The sequence below is a fragment of the Streptomyces sp. NPDC101776 genome (assembly GCF_044766845.1).
Lineage (GTDB): Bacteria > Actinomycetota > Actinomycetes > Streptomycetales > Streptomycetaceae > Streptomyces.
In genome coordinates, this window is record NZ_JBIWMV010000006.1 from 93247 (window position 1) to 111805 (window position 18559).

Here is an 18559-nt window from a genome sequence, read left to right on the forward strand (position 1 = left end):
CTCTCTGACACTCGCCTTGCTCTCTCTGGTCCTTCTGTCAGCAAGTGGTACGTGGTGTCCGGCCGGGCAGTTCAACGGTCGGGGTGGACCGTGATGACGGCTTTGTCGTTGGCCGGGTCCGGGTCGCCGAGGCGCGTCGTGAACGTGAAGGTCTGGGTCTTGCCGGGCTTGCCGTACAGGTCCACGTCGGAGACGGAGTAGTCGGCGTGGGTGTCGAGCACGATGTTGGTCCAGCCGCCACCCTTGGCATACGTGCCCGTCCCGGCGACCCCGGCTCCAGCCCGAAGGGCCGGCCCCTCACCGTGATCCCCACCCACGCCTTGCTGCTGAAGGAGACGTACATCTTCGTCTTCGGGGTGCGGAGCCGCGGCGCGGGCTTGATGACCACGGTCTGCCCCGGCGCGATACGGAGGTCCGGGAACCGGCATACAGCCCAGTGCATCCGATAGAAGCCCGGATAACGGCAGTTGGCGTACTGCTCCTCGAACTCCAGGTCATTGACGCTGACTTCGAGCCCCAGCCCGTTGACCGGCACCTCGCCGGTGTTCCGGACGACGACCGGCTCCCCCACCACCGCCCTCGTCCGCGCGGTGACCTTCTTCTTCCCGTTCCGGTCCGTGTAGGTCAACCGGAGCACCCCCACGTCCCCCGGCGTGCTGCCCTCGGCCGCGACCGGGGAGACACTCCCGCTCCCCGTCGAACTGTCGTATTCAGCCCCCACCTCACACGTCACATGTGCGGGGCTGCCCGTACAGTTCCCGCTCTTCCGGAGTACGACCGCTGTCTCCGCGCCGGACAGTACGTCCACGGTGAGGGTCTTGCCGTTGTCTCCCGAGAACGCGAAGGGTGCCTTGTCATGAGGCCCGGACTTGTCGCCGACGGGCCGCAGGTAGAACACCTCCGGCACGGTGATCGAGGGCGCCTTGTCGCTCACACCGGTGCCAAAGGAGGTGAGGGAGCCGATCGACACCGCGACGGCAACGCCGGCCGTACGCCTCAACGGACGGTGCGGAGGAACTCGGTCCAGGTGGTGGGGGTTACTTCGAGGGTGGGGCCGGTGAGGTGTTTTGAGTCGCGGATGTGGATGGCGTGGGGGGTGGGGGCTATTTCGAGGCACTCACCGCCCTCGTTCGTGCTGTAGCTGGACTTGACCCAGGTCAGCTCATTCACGTTCACAGTCTCCCCGCCTTGTCTTCGATGAGCTCCGCAGACTCCCAAGGCGTGAGCGCCTGGGCCCGCAGCATGCCGTACAGGTCGAACAGCCCGTTGACCTGCTCCGGCTTGGAGATCAACGTACTCCCTGCCTGCGACTCGACGAAGACGAGATTACGGCCCTCTTCGGTGCTCATCAGTTGCATCGGCCCCTGCAAACCTGCGTGCACGTGCCGTTTCGTCGGCATGACCTGCACCGTCAGGTGATTCACCGTCCGCATCAGTTCGAGCAGGTGCAGCAACTGCTCTTTGAGCACCCCCGGGCCGCCGAACTCCCGCTCCAGTGCCGACTCTTCGACCACGAAGCTCACGCGGGGCGGCGGGTTGCGAGTCAGCACAGCCTGCCGTTCCAACCGTGCGCCGACGTGTCGTTCGATCTCCTCTTCCGTGTAGGCGGGTACACGTGACACGTACAGGGCCCGCGTGTAGGCCTCCGTCTGGAGAAGCCCCGGAATCACCAACGTCTCGTATCCGCTGATGATTCGGGCGAGCCGCTGAAGCCGGACCCAGTTCAAGTACTTCGGCGGGTACTTCTCCTCCTCCATCATCTCGATGCAGGCGAGAAAAGCACCGCGCCCGTCCAAACCCCCGTCGACGTCCTCCAGAAACCGTGTCGTCGGAATCCGCTCGGCCCGTTCATACGCTCCGAACAGCGACTCGGAGATTCGGACGATCTCGCTGGCGTCCTTCTGCGTCAGGCCCAGCCTCGCCCGGTGAATCCGCAGCAGGTCCCCCACAAGTTTCCGCCCCATGGACACCTCACCCTCGGCCCCCACAACAACCACGCTCCTCCCCACAAACGGCAATGTGCATCGTGTCTGCCTAGTCACGCTAAGCAATCGCGGCGACTCTCATACCCATGACGGAGAAACTCAGCCCGAATTGGGTCCCTAAGTCTGGCCTTCAACTACGCCTGGCTGGAGTCCACTTCGACGCGATCCGAGTAGGCGGCATCCGAGGGGAAGCGGCCGTGCACCACCTCTCCACCTTCACCGACGGCCACCCCGGTCCCGTCGTACGGGAAGGGAGCGGTCGCAGGTGGACGTACTTCCTCCTGGCCCCCGGAGAGAGCGCGGAACACGACTGGCCGCCTGGCGTACGGAGGTTCTCGCGGTCGACGCAGGACGAGTACATCGGGGTGCCGGCGCCGGAGGGCAACACGTATCCGTTGAGTTGGCGGTGCGGGGCGCCGGAGGTCGGGGAGTTCGTGGACGCGGAGTTATTGCATGGGGTGTTGATGGCGCAGTTGACAACGGATGTTGATGACGAGCGCGATCACCAGTGACCGTTGGGCCACTCGCTTCTCAGCCAGTGTCGGGCTTCCACGGCCCGAGTAAAGGGCGCTCCCTGCGGTCGCGTCGGCTACGCCGATTCCGCTCCGCTCCACCCTTGACACGACCCGCTCCACCCCGTTCCAGAAGCGAGCGAGCAGCCCAGAGGAATGGGTGGCCGACCTGTGAATGCCCTTGCCTGTACTGCGTTGCGGGCCGGTGTGGAGGGTTCGCGCTGCCGTCTCGCCTGCACGCCGGGCCGACTCAGCGGCCAACGCCCGGCGGGGACTTCCGTACGAGACTCCGGACCTGCGACGCGCAGGGGCGCACTCGCGTCTCACCAGCACGCCGGGCCGGCTCAGCGGCCAACGGCGAGTGGGGACTTCCGGAACAGGAGACCCAAGACCTGCGGCCCGCAGGCGTGCGCCGACAGTCCGCCTTGCACATCGGGCCGGCTCAGCGACTACCGGCCGGTGAGGGGAGACGGGTGGAGATGGGTGGAGGGGATGGGTGGGTGCTGGAGGCTGGGGGTAAAACTAACCACCGTCATGCACCTTGACCGGTTAGAAAAGACCCCAGCTTCCAGAGAGGACTAGGGTCGGCAGGGCAGGACGGAAGACCCGGGGCGGGGGCTACCGAGTCAGGGAAGGGTGACACTCCTCCCCGGACTGTCACCCTTCTGCGGACCGACACCCCGACAGGGAGGCCGATCGGCAGACGAGGACCTGCCGCCGGCCAGGCCATCCCCAGAACCGACCAACTGACTGACCATGACCGGCTGGCTGGCTGGCTGGCTGGCTGGCTGGCTGGCTGGCTGGCTGGCTGGCTGGCTGGCGCGTAACCTCCCTGCCGACCTGAAGGCTTCCTGCCGTCCCCGGAGGCTTCCGACGGAAGTCCCCACCAGGCGAAAGCCGCCAAGCCGACCCGGCATACCGGCAAGACACCAGCCACCCCTACACGCACGCAGAACCAGAATCTCGCACGAAGGCCCCCCACCCACTGCCGGCCGCTAAACCGCCCGCCCGCCCGGCGTGCAGGCGACACGCAGACGCGTCCCCGCACACCGCAGGCCCGGAATATCTTCTTGCTCCCCTCCCACCTCGGAAGTCCCCACTCACCGTTGGCCGCTAAGCCCACCCGGCGTGCAGGCGAGACGCCAGCGCGCACCCTCCACACCGGGCCACAACGCAGTACAGGCAAGGGTATTCACAGGTCGGCCACCCATTCCTCCGGGCCGCTCGCTCGCTTCTCAAACGGGATTGTGTGAGCCGAGTCAAGGGTGGAGCGCAGCGAAATCGGCGCAGCCGACGCGACCGCAGGGAGCGCCCTTTACTCGGCTCACACAATCCCGACACTCACAAAGAAGCGAGTGGCCCAACAGTCACACCACAGCTCAGGGCCACAGCAACCCCCTCTCCCAACCCCGCTCCCCCCGGACATAGCTCAGGCGCACATGCCTCCGCAGCGCATCCCCTTGAAAGAACTCGACCTCGTCAGGAAACACGCGGTACAGGGACCAGGACGGGGCCGGCGTCTCCGGTTCTCGTTGGGCGACTTCCCAGGCTTCTTCCGACGCTCGCGTCAACTCGCCCAAGGATGAGAGGACTTCACTCTGGTGGCCGGTCAATGCCGCAGCCAGGGCACCCGTCGAGTGGGCGTGCAGGTCAGCTTGGGATTCGGTCGGTGTCGTTGGGATGACGGGGCCTCGTAGGCGGACTTGGCGGCCGAGGAGGGGCCAGTAGAAGGAGAGGGCGGCGTAGGGGAAGGCAGTGAGTTGGTGGCCTTTGCGGCTCGTGGTGTGGGTGGCGAAGGACCAGCCGTCATTGTCCGCGCCGTGCAGCATCACCATCCGTACGTCCGGGAGACCGCCGCCCTCCGTCTCCGGGTCACCGTCCCGCGTCGCGAGTGACATCACGTGCGGTTCGATCTCGCCCGCCGCCACCGCCTCCGCGAACCAGGTGGTGAAGAGGACGAGGGGGGTGTCGGGGACCGTGGTCGGGTCCAGCGGCGGCAGCTTGGTCACCTCCGGGGCCCACACCCGTAGTGATCGCAGCAGTTCGTGAAGATCTGGTCCCGTTCCCGTTGCCATGGGTCGAGTATCACCTCGGGGATGGAGTTGAGGCTGAGGCTGATCTGAAGTCGTACCCGGCGAAGTCCTCCACCGGGCGGTACCCGATCCGTTGATACAAAGCGTTGCTGGTGGGGTTCGCGAGGTCTGTGAAGAGGAGTACCTCCTCCGCGCCCGCCGCCCGCGCGACCCGACTCACCTCCGCCGTGACCGCACCGGCATAACCCCGGCCCCTGAGGTCCGCCGGGGTATAGACGGGCGCCACCCTGATCTGGCCGGCCACCTTCGCCGTGACCCCGGCCATCGACACCGGCGTACCGTCCAAGGTCTCCCAGAACGTGACCCCGCCGTACGCGATCCGCGCGTCGGCCCAACCGCCGGGGCTCTGCATGGCGCCACCCCCGCCCTCACCGACCGCCTCGGCGAACTCGACGAACCAGCGCATGAGTTGTTCGCGGTCCTTTGCCATCGCGACTCTCGGCCGACCCGGTGGAAGGGGCGCCGGGATCGTCAACTCGCCCAGACGATAGAGGCGTTGGCGCACATGGAGCTCGGACACCGCTCCGGCCCACCGTGCCCACGCCTCCGCGAAGGCCTCCGCCGTGTCCCGTTCGCCGGTGACTCCCGGCAACTCGTCGCCACGATCGGCGAGTTGGGCGGCCAGTGCGGTGGCCTCCGCGGCCGTGAGGGCGGTCAGCACCAGGGGGCCCGGTGGCGTACGGAAGCAGGCCGCACTCACAGCGCCGTCGCGTTCCAGTACGCCGAACACCGGGTCGCCCGCGCCGTAGATGTGGAGCCCCCGGCTGCGCAGCCCGTCCGTCACCGTCAGCAGGACCGTGTGCAGCGCCGGGCGGGAGCGCAGGAAGCCCCCGGCACGGGTGAGGAATTCGTCCAGGTCCTCGGTGATGCGCCAGTGGTCGGTCATCAGAGCTCCACCTCCGGGTCCGTCGCCAGGCGTCCGTGCAGATGTACGTCACGGAACACGTCCCGTCGCCCCGCCTCGAACATCGCCCCGCGCAACGTCCCCTCCGCCGGAAAGCCGCAGCGTTCGGCGACGCGGCAGGAGACGTCGTGGCCCAGGGCGTGGCCCAGTTCGAGGCGGTGCAGGCCCAGGTCGGTCAGGGCCCAGCGGGCGGCGAGGGTGAGGGCACGGGTGGCGACGTTGCGGCCGCGGGCCTCGGGGAGGGTCCAGTAGCCGACGCGGGCGACGCTCATGACGTGGTCGATGTCGTTGACGCCGATGTGCCCGAGCGTCGTACCGCCGACCGCGTCCGTGACGCAGTACGACGCGCTGACACCGTCCGCCGCGTTCTCGGCGCGGGAGCGCAGCGACTCGCGGGCGCTGGTGACGTCCGTGACCGGCCGCAACGGGGTGTTCCAGCGCTGGAACTCGGGGTCGGACACTCCCCGCAGCCAGTCCCTCACATCACTGTCCGCGTCGGCGTCCCAGGGGCGCAGCCGAAGCCCATGACCCTTCAGCTCGGGAAAGGGGTGGTGCGGAGACCGCTCGCGTATGTGGGCCATCGCGCCATTGAATCAAGCGCCGGGCGCACCGGGTACGTCATTTTTTCGTGGCCTGAACACCGGTACCCCGTCCCGGAACGTCACCTCGACCGGCATCCCGGCCCGTAGTCCGGTGGGCCCGGGCTCCACGATCTCCGTCATCATCCGCGGGCCCTCCGCGAGATCGACCACCGCCGCCACGTACGGCACCCGCTCCCCGAAGGGCGGCAGGTCGTTGCGGTGGACGACGGACCAGGTGTAGAGCGTGGCGTGGCCGCTCGCGGGTTCCCAGGTGACGTTGTCGCTCCAGCAGTGGGGGCAGAACTCGCGGGGGTAGTGGTGGGGCCGGCCGCAGTCCGCGCAGCGGCGGAGGAGGAGTCGGCCCTGTGCGGCCGCCTCCCAGTAGGGGCGGGTGAACGCGTCCGGCTCGGGGAGGTCGTGGCGCACAGCACTCTCAGGCATCAGAACCATCCCAGCGCCGCGTCCACCGACCACACCTGCCAGGACATCGCGAACAGGGCCACGAGAGAGATAAGGGCCATCATCGCGTTCTGGCCCTGCTCCGCCCAGTCGTGGATCATGAGCGTGAAGTAGAGGATGTTGAGGAGCAGGCCTCCGACCAGGGCGACCGGGGTGAGGAAGCCCGCGATCAGGCCCAGGGCGACCGCCAACTCCGCGTAGACGACGACGTACGACATCGTCCGCGGGCGCGGCGCGACCATCACGTCGAAGCCCGAACGGACCGTCGTCCAACGGTGTTTGGCCGCCACGTCGGCCGCCCACGCGATGCCCGTGCCGCGCTCGAACCACGCCTTCTTGTCCTTGTGCCGCCAGCTCTCCAGCCACCAAAGCCCGAGTCCTATGCGGAGGACCGCGAGCCAGTCCGCTCCGCTGAGCCAGATCGCATCCATGAATCTGACGGTACGTCAGAACCTGAAGAAAGCCGAGAGGCAGCCATGGAATTCCTGTGGTCCGGCCGTGCCGCTGTGGGTCCCCCATGAATCACTCGCGGATTGTTGACGATTTTGTTCGCCGCCGAATACGTTCGCAAGCGCAAGGTCAGGAAGAAGTGGTCGGGCAGACGAGAGGCAGCACGGTGAAGCACAGGGCAGTGAAGCGCAGGACGGTGGTCATGGGCATCGGCGCGACCGCCGGGGTCGCGGCGGTCGGTGGCATCGCGCTCAACGCGAACGCCTCCAGTGACGCGAGCGGCTCGAAAACCTCCTCGGACTCCCTGGTCTTCGACCCGGACGCCTACACGAAGCTGACGAAGACCGTCACGGACACCGCGGGCACGAAGCACACGGTCGTCTACCACTTCTGGAAGGCGATCACCTACGTCGCCAAGCCGGTCGACGCCACGTATCAGTCGCTGATCGTCAGCTCCCCGGTCGAGATCGACGGCAAGACCGTCGACGCGAGCAACGCGCCGATCCTGCTCGCCAACTCCATCGGCGGCTATCTGCCCGCCTCCGTCGCGACCGCCACCGAGGTCGGCGGCGGCGGTTCGGCGATGGGCGGCGGGGCCGCACCGAGTGGCGCCCCCAGCGCGCCGGCGTCCTCATCCGCGTCCGCGAGCGCCGCCGCCCCCGGCGCCAACGGCAACACCAACGCCACCGGCGGCGCCACCTCCAGCAACCAGCTCCTCGCGCTGGCCGCCGGTTACGTCGTCATCGAGCCCGGCGCCCGCGGCCGTACCCTCAAGAACTCCGCCGGCGAGTACTACGGCACCGCCCCGACCGCGATCGTCGACCTCAAGGCCGCCGTCCGGTACATCAAGTCCAACAAGGGGCGCATCCCGGGCAACGTCGAGCGGATCGTCTCCGCCGGTACGAGTGCCGGTGGTGCGCTGTCCTCGCTGCTCGGGGCCTCCGGCGACAGCCCGATCTACGACAGGTACCTCAAGGAGATCGGCGCGGCCGACGCCTCCGACGCGATCTTCGCGACCGGCGCATGGTGCCCGATCACCGACCTGGAGCACGCCGACGGCGCCTACGAGTGGAACTGGGGCGCCAACGACCTGAGCACCGGCAAGCTCGTCGACCAGACGGTCTCCAAGGCGCTTCAGGGGCAATTCGCCGAGTACCAGGCCGGGTTGAAGCTGCGCGGTCTTGGTGGCTTCGGTCCGTTGAATGCCCGCAACCTCGACTCGTACCTCGTCGAGCAGTACCTGGAGCCCTCGGCCACCACGTACCTCGCCGCCCTCTCCGACTCCGCCCGCGCGACCTATCTGAAGGCCAACACCTTCATCACCTGGTCCGCCGGCAAGGCCACCTTCACCTGGGCCGACTTCCTCACCCACGTCGGCGCCCGCAAGAAGGACACCCCCGCCTTCGACGCCTTCGACCTGTCGGCCGGCGAGAACAACGAGTTCGGCACGGGCACGACCCTGGCCCGCCACTTCACGGCGTACGGCGCGAAGAACGACTCAACCGGTCTGAGCGGCAAGCGAGTTGCGAGCGACATCCCCGCGAAGCTCGACCTGATGAACCCGATGTTCCACCTGGTCGAGAAGGTCAACCCGAACCGCTCGAAGCACTGGTGGATCCGCCTCGGCACCAAGGACTCGGACACCGCGCTGACGGTCGCCGCCAACCTCGCCGCCCGCCTCGACAACCTGGGCGACGACGTGAACCACATCTACTACTGGGACGAGGGCCACGGCGCCAACACCGACCCGGGCGACTTCATCACCTGGATCGCGAAGGTGACGGGCCACAAGGCCAAGCGCGGCAAGTAGACCCCCCAGGACGCGGTACCGGTTTCCCGTCATACATTCCGGTCACCGCCCCACGACGCCGAGCCCAACCGCGGACAGCGCGGGCTCGGCGTCGTGGCATGTCCGGACCCGCCTCCGCCACCCGCGTCCGCCACCCGCATCCGCCCTCCATTCGCCCCCATCCGCCCCTCACAACCAGAGGCTCTACGCCACCGACCTCACCCGCCCCTCCACACCCGTGATCAATCCGCAACCAATTCCGGGCTTGACCGAGACCCATCAACGTGGGATGTGATTACGCTCGCGCTCATGGCCGACTCCACCGCGTCCCTGACCCCGGCGCCGCAGAACACCGCAGACCGCCCCGTGTACGTCATCGGCGGCGGCCCCGGCGGACTCGCCGCCGCGTACGCGCTGCGCGCGCAGGGCATCCGAGCCGTCGTACTGGAGAAGTCGGACCGGGTCGGCGCGTCCTGGCGCGGCCACTACGACCGGCTCCATCTGCACACCACCCGCCGGCTGTCGGGGCTGCCCGGGCTCACGATGCCGCGCCGGTTCGGCCGCTGGGTCGCGCGGGACGACGTGGTGCGCTATCTGGAGAAGTACGCCGAGGTCCATGAGCTGGAGATCGTCACCGGCGTCGAGGTCTCCCGCGTCGAGCGCTCGGCCGACGGTACCGGCTGGCTGCTGCACGCCACCGGCGGCCGGGAGCTGACCGGCCGCGCGGTCGTCGTCGCCACCGGCACCAACCACACCCCCCGGATTCCCGACTGGCCCGGCCGCGACACCTACACCGGCGAACTCCTGCACGCCGCCGACTACCGCAACGCCCAGCCCTACGCCGGCCGGGACGTCCTGGTCGTCGGCGTCGGCAACACGGGTGCGGAGATCGCCGTGGACCTGGTGGAGGGCGGCGCGTCCCGCGTCCGGCTCGCCGTCCGCACGGTTCCGCACATCCTGCGCCGCTCGACCGCGGGTTGGGCGGCCCAGTACACGGGCATTCTCGTACGACGACTGCCGGTCCGTCTGGTCGACCGGCTCGCGGGGCCGGTGGCCAAGCTGACCATGCCGGACCTGACGGAGCAGGGGCTGCCGCGCCCCGACACCGGGCTGTACAGCCGGGTCAAGGAAGGGTCGATCCCCGTGCAGGACGTGGGTCTCATCGACGCCGTGCGGAAGGGGAAGGTCGAGGTCGTGGCGACCGTGGAGAGCTTCGAGGACGGCAAGGTGGTCCTCGCCGGCGGCGACCGCATCGAGCCGGACGCCGTGATCGCGGCCACCGGATACCACCGCTCCCTGGAGCAACTCGTCGGCCACCTGGGCGTGTTGGACGCCCGCGGCAAGCCGGTCGTGAACGGCGCGCACACCCCGAAGGACGCGCCCGGCCTGTACTTCACCGGCTTCACCAACCCCATCAGCGGCATGTTCCGCGAACTGGCCATCGACGCGGAGAAGATCGCGAAGGCCCTCGCCAAGTCCGTCCGCAGAGGTGCCGTGAGCTAGGGCCTGCCCGGCGGATCATGCCGCGGACGCGGGGTCCGTCCGTTCTTTGCGTGCACGACAGTTCCTGACGCAGTGTCAGTTCAGTAATCTGACACTGCGTCAGTTGACTTTGCCGTCACACAGGAGCGGGGCGGACCGATGCTTGGATCAACCCACGGCACCCTCACCACCGACTCCCGCCGGGCCCGGGTCATCGCCTGCGGGGAGCAACCCGGCCCCGCCGTCCACGGCAGGCCCGCCGACGTCGACGATCTCGACGTCGGCGGACGGCCGTTGTACGCCGGCGTACCCGACCTGGACCGCTTCTTCCGCCCCGAGTCGGTCGCCGTGATCGGCGCCTCGGACGCGGAGGGACGCCCGAACACGGGCATCACCCGCCAACTCATGGCCTGGGCAGGACGGGTGGGGGCCCGTCTGCATCCGGTGCACCCCACCCGCGCCACGGTCTTCGGCGTGCCCTGCTTCCCCTCCATCTCCGAACTGCCCGAACAGGTCGACCTGGCCGTGGTGCTGGTGGCCGACCCCCTCCCCGTGATCGAGCGACTCGCCGAGGCGAAGGTGAAGTTCGCCGTCGCCTTCGCGTCCGGCTTCGCCGAGACGGGCGAGGCGGGCGCCCTCGCGCAGGCCCGACTGGCCGCCGCCGTAGGGCGGTCGGGGCTCCGTCTCCTCGGCCCGAACACCAACCTCAACGCCTTCGAGAACTTCCGCGAGGACCTCGAAGGGCCCGCGATCGCCCTCATCACCCAGTCCGGACACCAGGGCCGCCCGGTCTTCGCGCTCCAGGAACTCGGCATCCGCCTCTCCCACTGGGCCCCCACCGGCAACGAGGCCGATCTGGAGACGGCCGACTTCATCTCCTACTTCGCCGAGCGCCCCGAAGTGGGCGCCATCGCCTGCTATGTCGAGGGCCTCAAGGACGGCCGTTCCTTTCTCCTCGCCGCCGACCGCGCCGCCCGCCGCAAGGTCCCGGTGGTCGCGGTCAAGGTCGGCCGCACCGAGACCGGCGCCCGTACGGCCGCGTCCCACACCGGCAAACTCACCGGCGCGGACACGGTGGTGGACGCGGCGATGCGTCAGTTCGGTGTGATCCGCGTCGACGGCCTGGACGAACTCCAGGACACCGCAGCCCTGTTGGCGCGGGCGAAGCCTCCTACGGCCGACGGGGTCGTCGTGTACTCCATCTCCGGCGGCACGGGCGCCCACTTCGCCGACCTGGCGAGCGAGGCGGGTCTGTACCTCCCGCAGCTGTCGGACGCCAAGCAGGCCGAACTCCACGAGTGGATACCGCCGTATCTGAGCGTGGCGAACCCGGTCGACAACGGCGGTCACCCGGTGGGTGACTGGCGTGGCCGGAAGATCATCGACGCGATCCTCGACGACCCTGAGGTGGGGGTGCTGGTCTGCCCGATCACCGGGCCGTTCCCGCCGCTCAGCGACCGGCTGGTGGCCGACCTGGTGGCCGCGGCCGAGCGGACGGACAAGCTGGTGTGCGTGGTGTGGGGATCGCCGGTCGGCACCGAACCGGCGTACCGCGAGGTGCTGTTGGGGTCGTCGCGGGTGGCAACCTTCCGCACCGTGGGCAACTGCATCACGGCGCTGCGCGCCTACTTCTCCCACCACCGCTTCGTCCGCGCCTACCGCTCCCCCTTCGACGAGGCCCCCCGCACCGTCTCCCCCTCGTTCCGCAAGGCCCAAGCCCTGATGCACCCCGGCCAGCAACTGAGCGAGCACGCGGCGAAACAGCTCCTGCGGGCGTACGGAATCCGGGTCCCGCGCGAGCAGTTGGTGACCAGCGCGGCGGCGGCCGTACGGGCGGCGGGGCTGGTGGGCTACCCGGTGGTGATGAAGGCGTCCGGCGGGCAGATCGCGCACAAGACGGAGCTCGGCCTGGTGAAGGTGGGCCTGACCTCGGCCAGCCAAGTCCGCGACGCCTACCGGGAGTTGACGGACATCGCGCGCTACGAGGACGTGACCCTCGACGGTGTCCTGGTCTGCCAGATGGTCGAACGGGGCGTAGAGATGGTCGTCGGCGTCACCCAGGACGAGCTGTTCGGCCCGACGGTGACGGTCGGGCTGGGCGGGGTCCTGGTGGAGGTGTTGCGGGACGTCGCGGTACGGGTGCCGCCGTTCGGCGAGGAGGACGCCCAGGACATGCTGGGGGAGTTGCGCGGGCGGCCGCTGCTGGACGGGGTGCGGGGACGGCCACCGGCCGACCTGGACGCACTGGTGGAGGTGATCCTGCGCGTGCAGCGGATGGCCCTCGAACTGGGCGACGTCCTCTCGGAGTTGGACATCAACCCGCTGATGGTGCTGCCCCGGGGACAGGGCGCGGTGGCCTTGGACGCGCTGGCGGTGTGCCGATGAGCGAGCCGACGGACGAGGTCACGCGGACGATCACGGGCGGCGTCGCGTACCTCACCCTCAACCGCCCCGAGGCGCTGAACGCGATCACCCCGGCCCAACGGGACCGTCTGATCGCCCTGTTGGGCGAGGCATCGGCCGACCCCTCCGTACGGGCGGTGGTCCTCACCGGTACCGGGCGCGGGTTCTGCGCGGGCGCGGATCTGCGGGGCGGGGCGGCGGGCGAGGAGCGGATCGCCGGTGATGTCGCCCGGGTGATCCGCCAGGGCGCGCAGCGCCTGATCGCCGCCGTCCTGGACTGCGAGAAACCGGTGATCGCCGCGGTGAACGGCACGGCGGCGGGGCTGGGCGTTCATCTGGCCCTGGCCTGCGATCTCGTACTGGCCGCGGAATCGGCGAAGTTCATCGAGGTGTTCGTACGGCGCGGCCTGGTCCCGGACGGCGGCGGCGCGTATCTGCTGCCCCGGCTGATCGGCCCGCAGCGCGCGAAGGAGCTGATGTTCTTCGGCGACGCGCTGACCGCACCGGACGCGGAACGGCTCGGTCTCGTCAACAGGGTCGTACCGGAAGGGGAGTTGGAGAAGACGGCCCGCGAGTGGGCGGAACGCCTGGCCGGCGGCCCGACCCGCGCCCTCGCCCTCACCAAGCAGCTCGTCAACGCGTCCCTGGACAGCGACCGTACGACCGCCTTCGCGGCGGAGGCGGCGGCCCAGGAGATCAACATGACGACGGAGGACGCGCGGGAGGGCGTGGCGAGTTTCGTGGAGCGCAGGAGCCCCGAGTACCGGGGGCGGTGACCCGGGGCGCCCGCGGGGGTCGTCAGTCCAACAGGCCGTCGTAATCAGGGAGTTTGTACGTCGTGTCGGCGTAGCCGCCCGTCAGGTCGGTCGTGTTGTTGCCGATGTTGGCGATGATGTCGTAGCCGTTCGCCTCGATCGCCTTGCGCTGGGAGGTCTTGAAGTCGGCGATCGACTCGGTCAGCAACTGGGCGACGGTGCGGGCGTAGAGGCCGTCGACCGTGTAGCCGACCGAGGTCAGGTTGGCCTTGGTGACCACGTTGAAGAGGTTGCTGCGGGCGCTGACGAAGAAGACGCTGATGCCCTTGGCGTGCGCGTCCTTGGCGAGGGCGAGGACCGGCGGGGTGGCGGGGGGCGTGATGCCGCCTTCGAAGTAGGTCTCCAGCGAGGTGTTGTCGATGTCGAGGACGATCGCCTGCTTGGCGCCCGAGGTGTTGGCGGCGGCGCGGGAGTCGATGTAGGTCTGCGCGGGGCCGGTGACGGCGGCGACGTCGGTCAGCCACTGGGACTCGGTCACGGTCGAGTCGGCGGCCTGCGCGGGCAGGGCGGCGAGCGCGAGAGCGACGCCGGCCACGGCGGCCAGGGCGCCGCCGCGTGCGGTGAGACGGTTCATCGGGTGCGGGCTCCTCAAGTCACGGCAGCCCAACGGTGGTTACCGGGGGCGGTCGTTCCGCAACACTGCTGACGGTGGGTGTGCCGGAGGTGACTCCAAGGGGTCCGTGCGGCGACGTGACTCCCATGTTCTGCCCGGGAAACTGTGAATCGGCCGTCAACGCGAGGCACGGGCAAGCACAGTCAAGCCCGGTCAAGTGCGGGCGCGCACCCCTTCCTATCTGATGAACCGTCAGCTTCAATGGGTGGGTGATGGGACAAGCAGGGGCCGCAGCGGCCGCCGTCCGCTACCTCAGGTCGGCCGGTTCTGCCGGGTCGTCCGGGTCAGCCAGGTCGGCCGGAAGCGCTCCGGCCGCGCAGCCTGTCGAGGCGCTGCCGCGGCCGGAGCTCCGGTGCGTCGCGGACGACGAGCGGGCACCGGTCGACCCGGGTGAATTCCGGCGCGTACTGGGCAACTTCGCGACCGGCGTGACCGTGATCACCGCCCCCGCGGCCGATGGCGAGCCCGGCCCGGCCGGCTTCGCCTGCCAGTCCTTCTCGGCCCTCTCCCTCGACCCGCCGCTCGTCGTCTTCATGGTCGGCCGCACCTCCACGACCTGGCCCCGCATCGCCCGCGCCGGCGTCTTCTGCGTCAACGTACTCGGCGCCCACCAGGGCGAGTTGTGCCGCGGCTTCGCGGTCAGCGGCACGGACAAGTTCACCGGCGTCCCGTACGACGCCTCCCCCGTCTCCGGCTCCCCGCGCCTCACCGGCGCCGCGGCCTGGGTCGACTGCACGATCCACGCGGTGCACACCGGGGGCGACCACCTGATCGTGGTGGGACGGGTGGACGGGCTGGGCGTCATGGGAGAGGGAGACGGGGCTCCGCTGCTGTTCCATCGGGGGCGGTTCGTCTAATTGTCAGTAGGTCAGAAGCTGGCCTAACCCGCCCCTACCGTCGCCCCGACACCCGGCAGCGACGAAGGGCACCCCGATGACCGACCGACAGCACACCCATGCCGATACCGGCTCCGCGCCGGACGGCTACACCACCATCGCGCCCTGGGTCGTCACCGACGACACCGGAGCCTTCCTCGACTTCGTCGCCGCGGCGTTCGGCGGGGAGGAGTTGGGGCGGGTGGTGACCGAGGGCGGGGCGATCGGGCACGGGGAGATCCGGGTCGGGGACACCGTCGTGCCGGCCTTCGACCGAAGCCCTGACTGGCCCGTGCTGCCGAGCCTGTTGCGCGTGTTCGTACCCGACGCGGACCACGCCTTCACCCGGGCCGTCGACGCCGGCGCCCGGGTCGTCACCCCTCTCGCGAACCACGCCTTCGGACAGCGCGGCGGGCGGGTCAAGGACCCCTTCGGCAACATCTGGTGGGTCGTCGCCCAGGTGGAGGACGTCCCCGAGGAGGAGATGTGGGAGCGGCTCCGCCGACCCGAGTACGCCGAGGCCATGCGCGTCGCCCAGGAGACCTTCGACGCCGAACTCAGCGGCCGGGAGCGCGGGCGCAGCAGCGCGCCCGTGCGGACGAGTGCTCCTGAGTAACCCGCGCGCCGATCTGAGCCCACGTACTCATGAAGGTCGGCTCCGCCTCCGGCAGCCTTGCTCTCAGACCGATTCGAGCATCTGACCGGGGGAGCCCAACCATGAGCAAGCGCACACGAGTCGCCGTTCTCACGTCCGTCCTGATATCCGCCGCCGGGCTGCTGTCCGCCTGCTCGTTCACCACGGCGGACGCCATGTGCAGCTCGGGCGAGTACCCGGTCCTGGCCGTGGGCAGCACCGCGGGCGGTGCCTGTGTGAAGAACGGCGACAACCCGCCGAGCGGCTATGCGCGCTACCCGAAGGGGAAGGTGCCGCAGCACGTCGAGGACAAGTGGGACACGTACTGGCAGACCCACACCGTGGACGCGAAGGGGAACATCACCTCCGCCCCGTAGCCGTCACGCCACCGCCACCGAACCCATCCCCACGACCGGGCGCCTCCGGATCACCAGCGCCATCAACGCCGCCACCGCGCACAGCGCCCCAGACACGTACCAGACCATGTCGTACGACCCGAACGCGTCCCGGGCGACCCCGCCCAGGAAGGCGACCAGAGCCGCGCCGATCTGGTGCGAGGCGAGGACCCAGCCGAAGACGATCGCGCTGTCCTCGCCGTACTGCTCGCGGCACAGGGCGAGGGTCGGGGGAACCGTGGCGACCCAGTCGAGGCCGTAGAAGACGATGAAGAAGAGCATCGGGGGGTGGACCGTGGGGGCCAGCAGCATGGGGAGGAAGAGGAGGGAGATGCCGCGCAGGGCGTAGTAGACGGCGAGCAGGCGGCGGGGTTCGAAGCGGTCGGTGAACCAGCCGGAGGCGATCGTGCCGACGACGTCGAAGACACCGATCACCGCGAGCAGCGAGGCCGCCGCCGTGATGGGCATGCCGTGGTCGTGCGCGGCGGGCACGAAGTGGGTCTGGATCAGGCCGTTCGTGGACGCGCCGCAGATCGCGAAGGTGCCGGCCAGCAGCCAGAACGGGCCGGTGCGGACCGCCTTGAAGAGCACGTTGACCGTACGGCGGGCCGCGCCCGTGACCGGTTCCGGCTTGGGTACGAACTCGGTCGCGCCGTACGGCTTCACGCCCACGTCCGCCGGGTGGTCCCGCAGCAGCAGCCAGACGAAGGGGACCACCGCGAGGGCGGCGAGGGAGACGGTGACCGCCGCCGGGCGCCAACTGTGCTCCTCGACTATCCAGGACAGCAGCGGCAGGAAGATCAACTGGCCGGACGCCGACGCCGCCGTGAGGATGCCGGTGACCAGGCCCTTCCGCGTGGTGAACCAGCGGTTGGTGACCGTCGCCGCGAACGCGAGCGCCATCGAACCACTGCCCAGACCCACCAACAGGCCCCAGCACAGCAGCAGTTGCCACGGTGCCGTCATCCACACCGTCAGGCCCGAACCCAGCGCGATCACGGTCAGCGCGACCGCGACCACCCGCCGGATGCCGAAGCGGTCCATCAGCGCCGCCGCGAAGGGGGCCGTCAGCCCGTACAGCGCGAGGTTGATCGAGGCCGCCGCCCCGATCGTCCCGCGCGACCAGCCGAACTCCTGGTGCAGCGGATCGATCAGCAGCCCGGGCAGCGAACGGAAGGCCGCCGCACCGATGATCGTCACGAAGGTGACAGCGGCGACGAACCAGCCGCGGTGCAGTGACATCACGCGGCTCCGCCACGGGCGGACTCGGCTACGGCTACGGGGCGTGGAGCCGACCCCGGCCCCGACCTCGGGCTTGGGCTCGGCCTCGGGCGCGGGCTCGGGCTCCTCGGTGGTGCCGGACGTGGCATCGCTTGTCTGCGTCACGTCAACGAGCTTCCGGCATTCCGCCCCTCCCGAGCCACTGGCCCGAAGGCCAGCATTCGCTAGGATCGGGCCATACAATCGGGCCATGGCCACAGCCACCACCGCAACCGACGGTTTCCGCCCGCACCGCGTCGTCGTCCTCGCCCTCGACGGTCTCCTCCCCTTCGAGCTGGGCATCCCGCACCGCATCTTCGGCCGCCCCCGGGACGCCGAGGGGCGGCTGCTGTACGAGGTCGTCACCTGCTCGGTGCGCCCGCCCGGCCCGGTCGACACCGACGCCGACTTCGCCATCCAGGTCCCGAACGGCCCGGAGGCCCTGGCCACCGCCGACACGGTGATCGTCCCGGCGTCGTACGAACTCGGCCCGGTCTTCGAGCAGGGCGTCCTCACCCCCGAACTCGCCGCCGCCCTCGCCCTCATCCGCCCCGGCACCCGCCTCGCCTCCATCTGCACCGGCGCCTACGTCCTCGCCGCCGCGGGACTCCTCGACGGCCGCCCCGCCACCACGCACTGGGCCGACGCCGACCGCTTCCAGGAGCTGTTCCCGCAGATCGAGGTCGACGCGGACGTCCTGTTCATCGACGACGGCGACGTCCTCACCTCCGCAGGTGTCGCCGCCGGCATCGACCTGTGCCTGCACATGGTGCGCCGCGACCACGGCACCGCCGTCGCCAACGACGTCGCCCGCCGCACCGTCGTACCGCCCCACCGGGACGGCGGCCAGGCGCAGTACATCCACCGCCCGGTCCCGGACCCGCAGGTGGCGACCACGACCGCCGCCCGCGCGTGGGCCCTGGCCCGCCTCCACGAACCCATCCAGCTCCGGGACATGGCCGAGCAGGAGGCGATGTCCGTCCGCACCTTCACCCGCCGCTTCCGCGAGGAGGTCGGCATCAGCCCCGGCCAGTGGCTCACCCAACAGCGCGTCGAACGCGCCCGCCACCTCCTGGAGTCCACCGACCTCTCCATGGACCAGGTCGCCACGGACGCCGGCTTCGGCACGGCCCAGTCCATGCGCCAGCACTTGCAGTCGGCCCTGGGCGTCACCCCGACCGGATATCGGCGCACCTTTCGGACGGGGGCGACGGGAGCAGCAACGGAGGCAACTACCGACTCCGAGGACTACGGCACGGTCGGCACCCTCAACTGACCGAGCGCCACGGCCCGCGAATTCCCCCCACCT

The 18559-nt window shown here is 69.7% G+C and carries 20 protein-coding genes; 10 read left to right on the plus strand and 10 right to left on the minus strand.

The annotated features are described in order from the left end of the window. Nucleotides 1-71: 71 nt before the first annotated feature. A complete protein-coding gene (locus tag ACIRRY_RS21010) occupies nt 72-317 on the minus strand; it encodes a hypothetical protein (RefSeq protein ID WP_403974800.1) in 246 nt (81 codons plus the stop codon). Nucleotides 318-497: 180 nt separating this feature from the next. Here ACIRRY_RS21010 and ACIRRY_RS21015 point away from each other — a divergent pair, with 180 nt between their 5' ends. After that, nucleotides 498-623, plus strand: coding sequence for a hypothetical protein (locus ACIRRY_RS21015; RefSeq protein WP_403974803.1), 126 nt, complete (start codon nt 498-500; stop codon nt 621-623). A gap of 373 nt (nt 624-996) precedes the next feature. Here ACIRRY_RS21015 and ACIRRY_RS21020 read toward each other — a convergent pair whose 3' ends face one another. Then, nucleotides 997-1170, minus strand: a complete 174-nt coding sequence (locus tag ACIRRY_RS21020; protein ID WP_403974806.1) for a DUF397 domain-containing protein — start codon at nt 1168-1170, stop codon at nt 997-999. Between the two features lie 2 nt (nt 1171-1172). After that, nucleotides 1173-1988, minus strand: coding sequence for a helix-turn-helix transcriptional regulator (locus tag ACIRRY_RS21025; RefSeq protein ID WP_403974809.1), 816 nt, complete (start codon nt 1986-1988; stop codon nt 1173-1175). A 194-nt stretch (nt 1989-2182) separates the two neighbouring features. Between ACIRRY_RS21025 and ACIRRY_RS21030 the strand changes: the two genes are divergently transcribed. Next, the gene (locus ACIRRY_RS21030) at nt 2183-2497 is read left to right on the plus strand and encodes a hypothetical protein (RefSeq protein ID WP_403974812.1); all 315 of its coding nucleotides are present in this window, start codon (nt 2183-2185) and stop codon (nt 2495-2497) included. A 1379-nt stretch (nt 2498-3876) separates the two neighbouring features. On the opposite strand, the gene ACIRRY_RS21035 is transcribed toward ACIRRY_RS21030, so the two are convergent. From ACIRRY_RS21035 to ACIRRY_RS21055, 5 genes are read right to left on the minus strand one after another with little or no spacing between them, the layout of a single operon-like run. Next, the gene (locus ACIRRY_RS21035; protein ID WP_403974815.1) at nt 3877-4572 is read right to left on the minus strand and encodes a pyridoxal 5'-phosphate synthase; all 696 of its coding nucleotides are present in this window, start codon (nt 4570-4572) and stop codon (nt 3877-3879) included. 10 nt (nt 4573-4582) lie between these two features. Further along, nucleotides 4583-5476, minus strand: coding sequence for a GNAT family N-acetyltransferase (locus ACIRRY_RS21040; RefSeq protein ID WP_403974818.1), 894 nt, complete (start codon nt 5474-5476; stop codon nt 4583-4585). Next, nucleotides 5476-6075 (minus strand): GNAT family N-acetyltransferase, encoded by a 600-nt coding sequence (locus tag ACIRRY_RS21045; RefSeq protein ID WP_403974820.1) that lies wholly within the window; start codon nt 6073-6075, stop codon nt 5476-5478. The genes ACIRRY_RS21040 and ACIRRY_RS21045 overlap by 1 nt, the downstream gene beginning before the upstream one ends. 12 nt (nt 6076-6087) lie before the next feature. Beyond that, the gene (locus ACIRRY_RS21050) at nt 6088-6516 is read right to left on the minus strand and encodes a Zn-ribbon domain-containing OB-fold protein (RefSeq protein WP_403974822.1); all 429 of its coding nucleotides are present in this window, start codon (nt 6514-6516) and stop codon (nt 6088-6090) included. Continuing rightward, the gene (locus ACIRRY_RS21055; protein ID WP_403974825.1) at nt 6516-6965 is read right to left on the minus strand and encodes a DoxX family protein; all 450 of its coding nucleotides are present in this window, start codon (nt 6963-6965) and stop codon (nt 6516-6518) included. Before ACIRRY_RS21055 ends, ACIRRY_RS21050 begins: the two co-directional genes overlap by 1 nt. A 221-nt stretch (nt 6966-7186) precedes the next feature. Here ACIRRY_RS21055 and ACIRRY_RS21060 point away from each other — a divergent pair, with 221 nt between their 5' ends. The 4 genes from ACIRRY_RS21060 (at nt 7187) to ACIRRY_RS21075 (ending at nt 13434) form a co-directional block, all read left to right on the plus strand. After that, the gene (locus ACIRRY_RS21060) at nt 7187-8794 is read left to right on the plus strand and encodes a subtype B tannase (RefSeq protein ID WP_403975567.1); all 1608 of its coding nucleotides are present in this window, start codon (nt 7187-7189) and stop codon (nt 8792-8794) included. A gap of 288 nt (nt 8795-9082) precedes the next feature. Beyond that, a complete protein-coding gene (locus ACIRRY_RS21065; protein ID WP_403974827.1) occupies nt 9083-10276 on the plus strand; it encodes a flavin-containing monooxygenase in 1194 nt (397 codons plus the stop codon). Between the two features lie 138 nt (nt 10277-10414). Continuing rightward, entirely contained in the window at nt 10415-12640 is a 2226-nt protein-coding gene (locus ACIRRY_RS21070; protein ID WP_403974829.1) for an acetate--CoA ligase family protein, read from the plus strand. Then, on the plus strand, nt 12637-13434 hold the full coding sequence (locus ACIRRY_RS21075) for an enoyl-CoA hydratase/isomerase family protein (protein WP_403974831.1): 798 nt from the start codon (nt 12637-12639) through the stop codon (nt 13432-13434). The genes ACIRRY_RS21070 and ACIRRY_RS21075 overlap by 4 nt, the downstream gene beginning before the upstream one ends. A 22-nt stretch (nt 13435-13456) precedes the next feature. Here the strand turns inward: ACIRRY_RS21075 and ACIRRY_RS21080 are convergent, their stop codons facing one another. Then, on the minus strand, nt 13457-14047 hold the full coding sequence (locus ACIRRY_RS21080; protein WP_403974834.1) for an HAD family acid phosphatase: 591 nt from the start codon (nt 14045-14047) through the stop codon (nt 13457-13459). Between the two features lie 251 nt (nt 14048-14298). Between ACIRRY_RS21080 and ACIRRY_RS21085 the strand changes: the two genes are divergently transcribed. From ACIRRY_RS21085 to ACIRRY_RS21095, 3 genes are all read left to right on the plus strand, one after another. Further along, nucleotides 14299-14943 carry a flavin reductase family protein gene (locus ACIRRY_RS21085; RefSeq protein ID WP_403974836.1) on the plus strand — a complete coding sequence of 215 codons (645 nt, stop codon included), beginning with the start codon at nt 14299-14301 and terminating at the stop codon, nt 14941-14943. Between the two features lie 76 nt (nt 14944-15019). Next, nucleotides 15020-15577 carry a VOC family protein gene (locus ACIRRY_RS21090; RefSeq protein WP_403974839.1) on the plus strand — a complete coding sequence of 186 codons (558 nt, stop codon included), beginning with the start codon at nt 15020-15022 and terminating at the stop codon, nt 15575-15577. Between the two features lie 101 nt (nt 15578-15678). Further along, a complete protein-coding gene (locus tag ACIRRY_RS21095) occupies nt 15679-15972 on the plus strand; it encodes an SCO0607 family lipoprotein (RefSeq protein ID WP_403974841.1) in 294 nt (97 codons plus the stop codon). 3 nt (nt 15973-15975) lie between these two features. On the opposite strand, the gene ACIRRY_RS21100 is transcribed toward ACIRRY_RS21095, so the two are convergent. Next, nucleotides 15976-17376, minus strand: coding sequence for an MFS transporter (locus tag ACIRRY_RS21100; RefSeq protein WP_403974844.1), 1401 nt, complete (start codon nt 17374-17376; stop codon nt 15976-15978). Nucleotides 17377-17461: 85 nt separating this feature from the next. On the opposite strand from ACIRRY_RS21100, the gene ACIRRY_RS21105 reads away from it, so the two are divergent. Continuing rightward, nucleotides 17462-18526, plus strand: coding sequence for a GlxA family transcriptional regulator (locus ACIRRY_RS21105; protein WP_403974846.1), 1065 nt, complete (start codon nt 17462-17464; stop codon nt 18524-18526). The last annotated feature ends 33 nt before the right edge of the window (nt 18527-18559 follow it).

Coding starts and splice junctions, on each gene's coding strand:
- ACIRRY_RS21090 (WP_403974839.1), top strand. CDS start 15,020: ATGACCGACCGACAGCACACCCATGCCGATACCGGCTCCGCGCCGGAC.
- ACIRRY_RS21050 (WP_403974822.1), bottom strand. CDS start 6,516: ATGCCTGAGAGTGCTGTGCGCCACGACCTCCCCGAGCCGGACGCGTTC.
- ACIRRY_RS21075 (WP_403974831.1), top strand. CDS start 12,637: ATGAGCGAGCCGACGGACGAGGTCACGCGGACGATCACGGGCGGCGTC.
- ACIRRY_RS21065 (WP_403974827.1), top strand. CDS start 9,083: ATGGCCGACTCCACCGCGTCCCTGACCCCGGCGCCGCAGAACACCGCA.
- ACIRRY_RS21080 (WP_403974834.1), bottom strand. CDS start 14,047: ATGAACCGTCTCACCGCACGCGGCGGCGCCCTGGCCGCCGTGGCCGGC.
- ACIRRY_RS21055 (WP_403974825.1), bottom strand. CDS start 6,965: ATGGATGCGATCTGGCTCAGCGGAGCGGACTGGCTCGCGGTCCTCCGC.
- ACIRRY_RS21085 (WP_403974836.1), top strand. CDS start 14,299: ATGGGACAAGCAGGGGCCGCAGCGGCCGCCGTCCGCTACCTCAGGTCG.
- ACIRRY_RS21095 (WP_403974841.1), top strand. CDS start 15,679: ATGAGCAAGCGCACACGAGTCGCCGTTCTCACGTCCGTCCTGATATCC.
- ACIRRY_RS21060 (WP_403975567.1), top strand. CDS start 7,187: ATGGGCATCGGCGCGACCGCCGGGGTCGCGGCGGTCGGTGGCATCGCG.
- ACIRRY_RS21070 (WP_403974829.1), top strand. CDS start 10,415: ATGCTTGGATCAACCCACGGCACCCTCACCACCGACTCCCGCCGGGCC.
- ACIRRY_RS21035 (WP_403974815.1), bottom strand. CDS start 4,572: ATGGCAACGGGAACGGGACCAGATCTTCACGAACTGCTGCGATCACTA.
- ACIRRY_RS21105 (WP_403974846.1), top strand. CDS start 17,462: ATGGCCACAGCCACCACCGCAACCGACGGTTTCCGCCCGCACCGCGTC.
- ACIRRY_RS21040 (WP_403974818.1), bottom strand. CDS start 5,476: ATGACCGACCACTGGCGCATCACCGAGGACCTGGACGAATTCCTCACC.
- ACIRRY_RS21045 (WP_403974820.1), bottom strand. CDS start 6,075: ATGGCCCACATACGCGAGCGGTCTCCGCACCACCCCTTTCCCGAGCTG.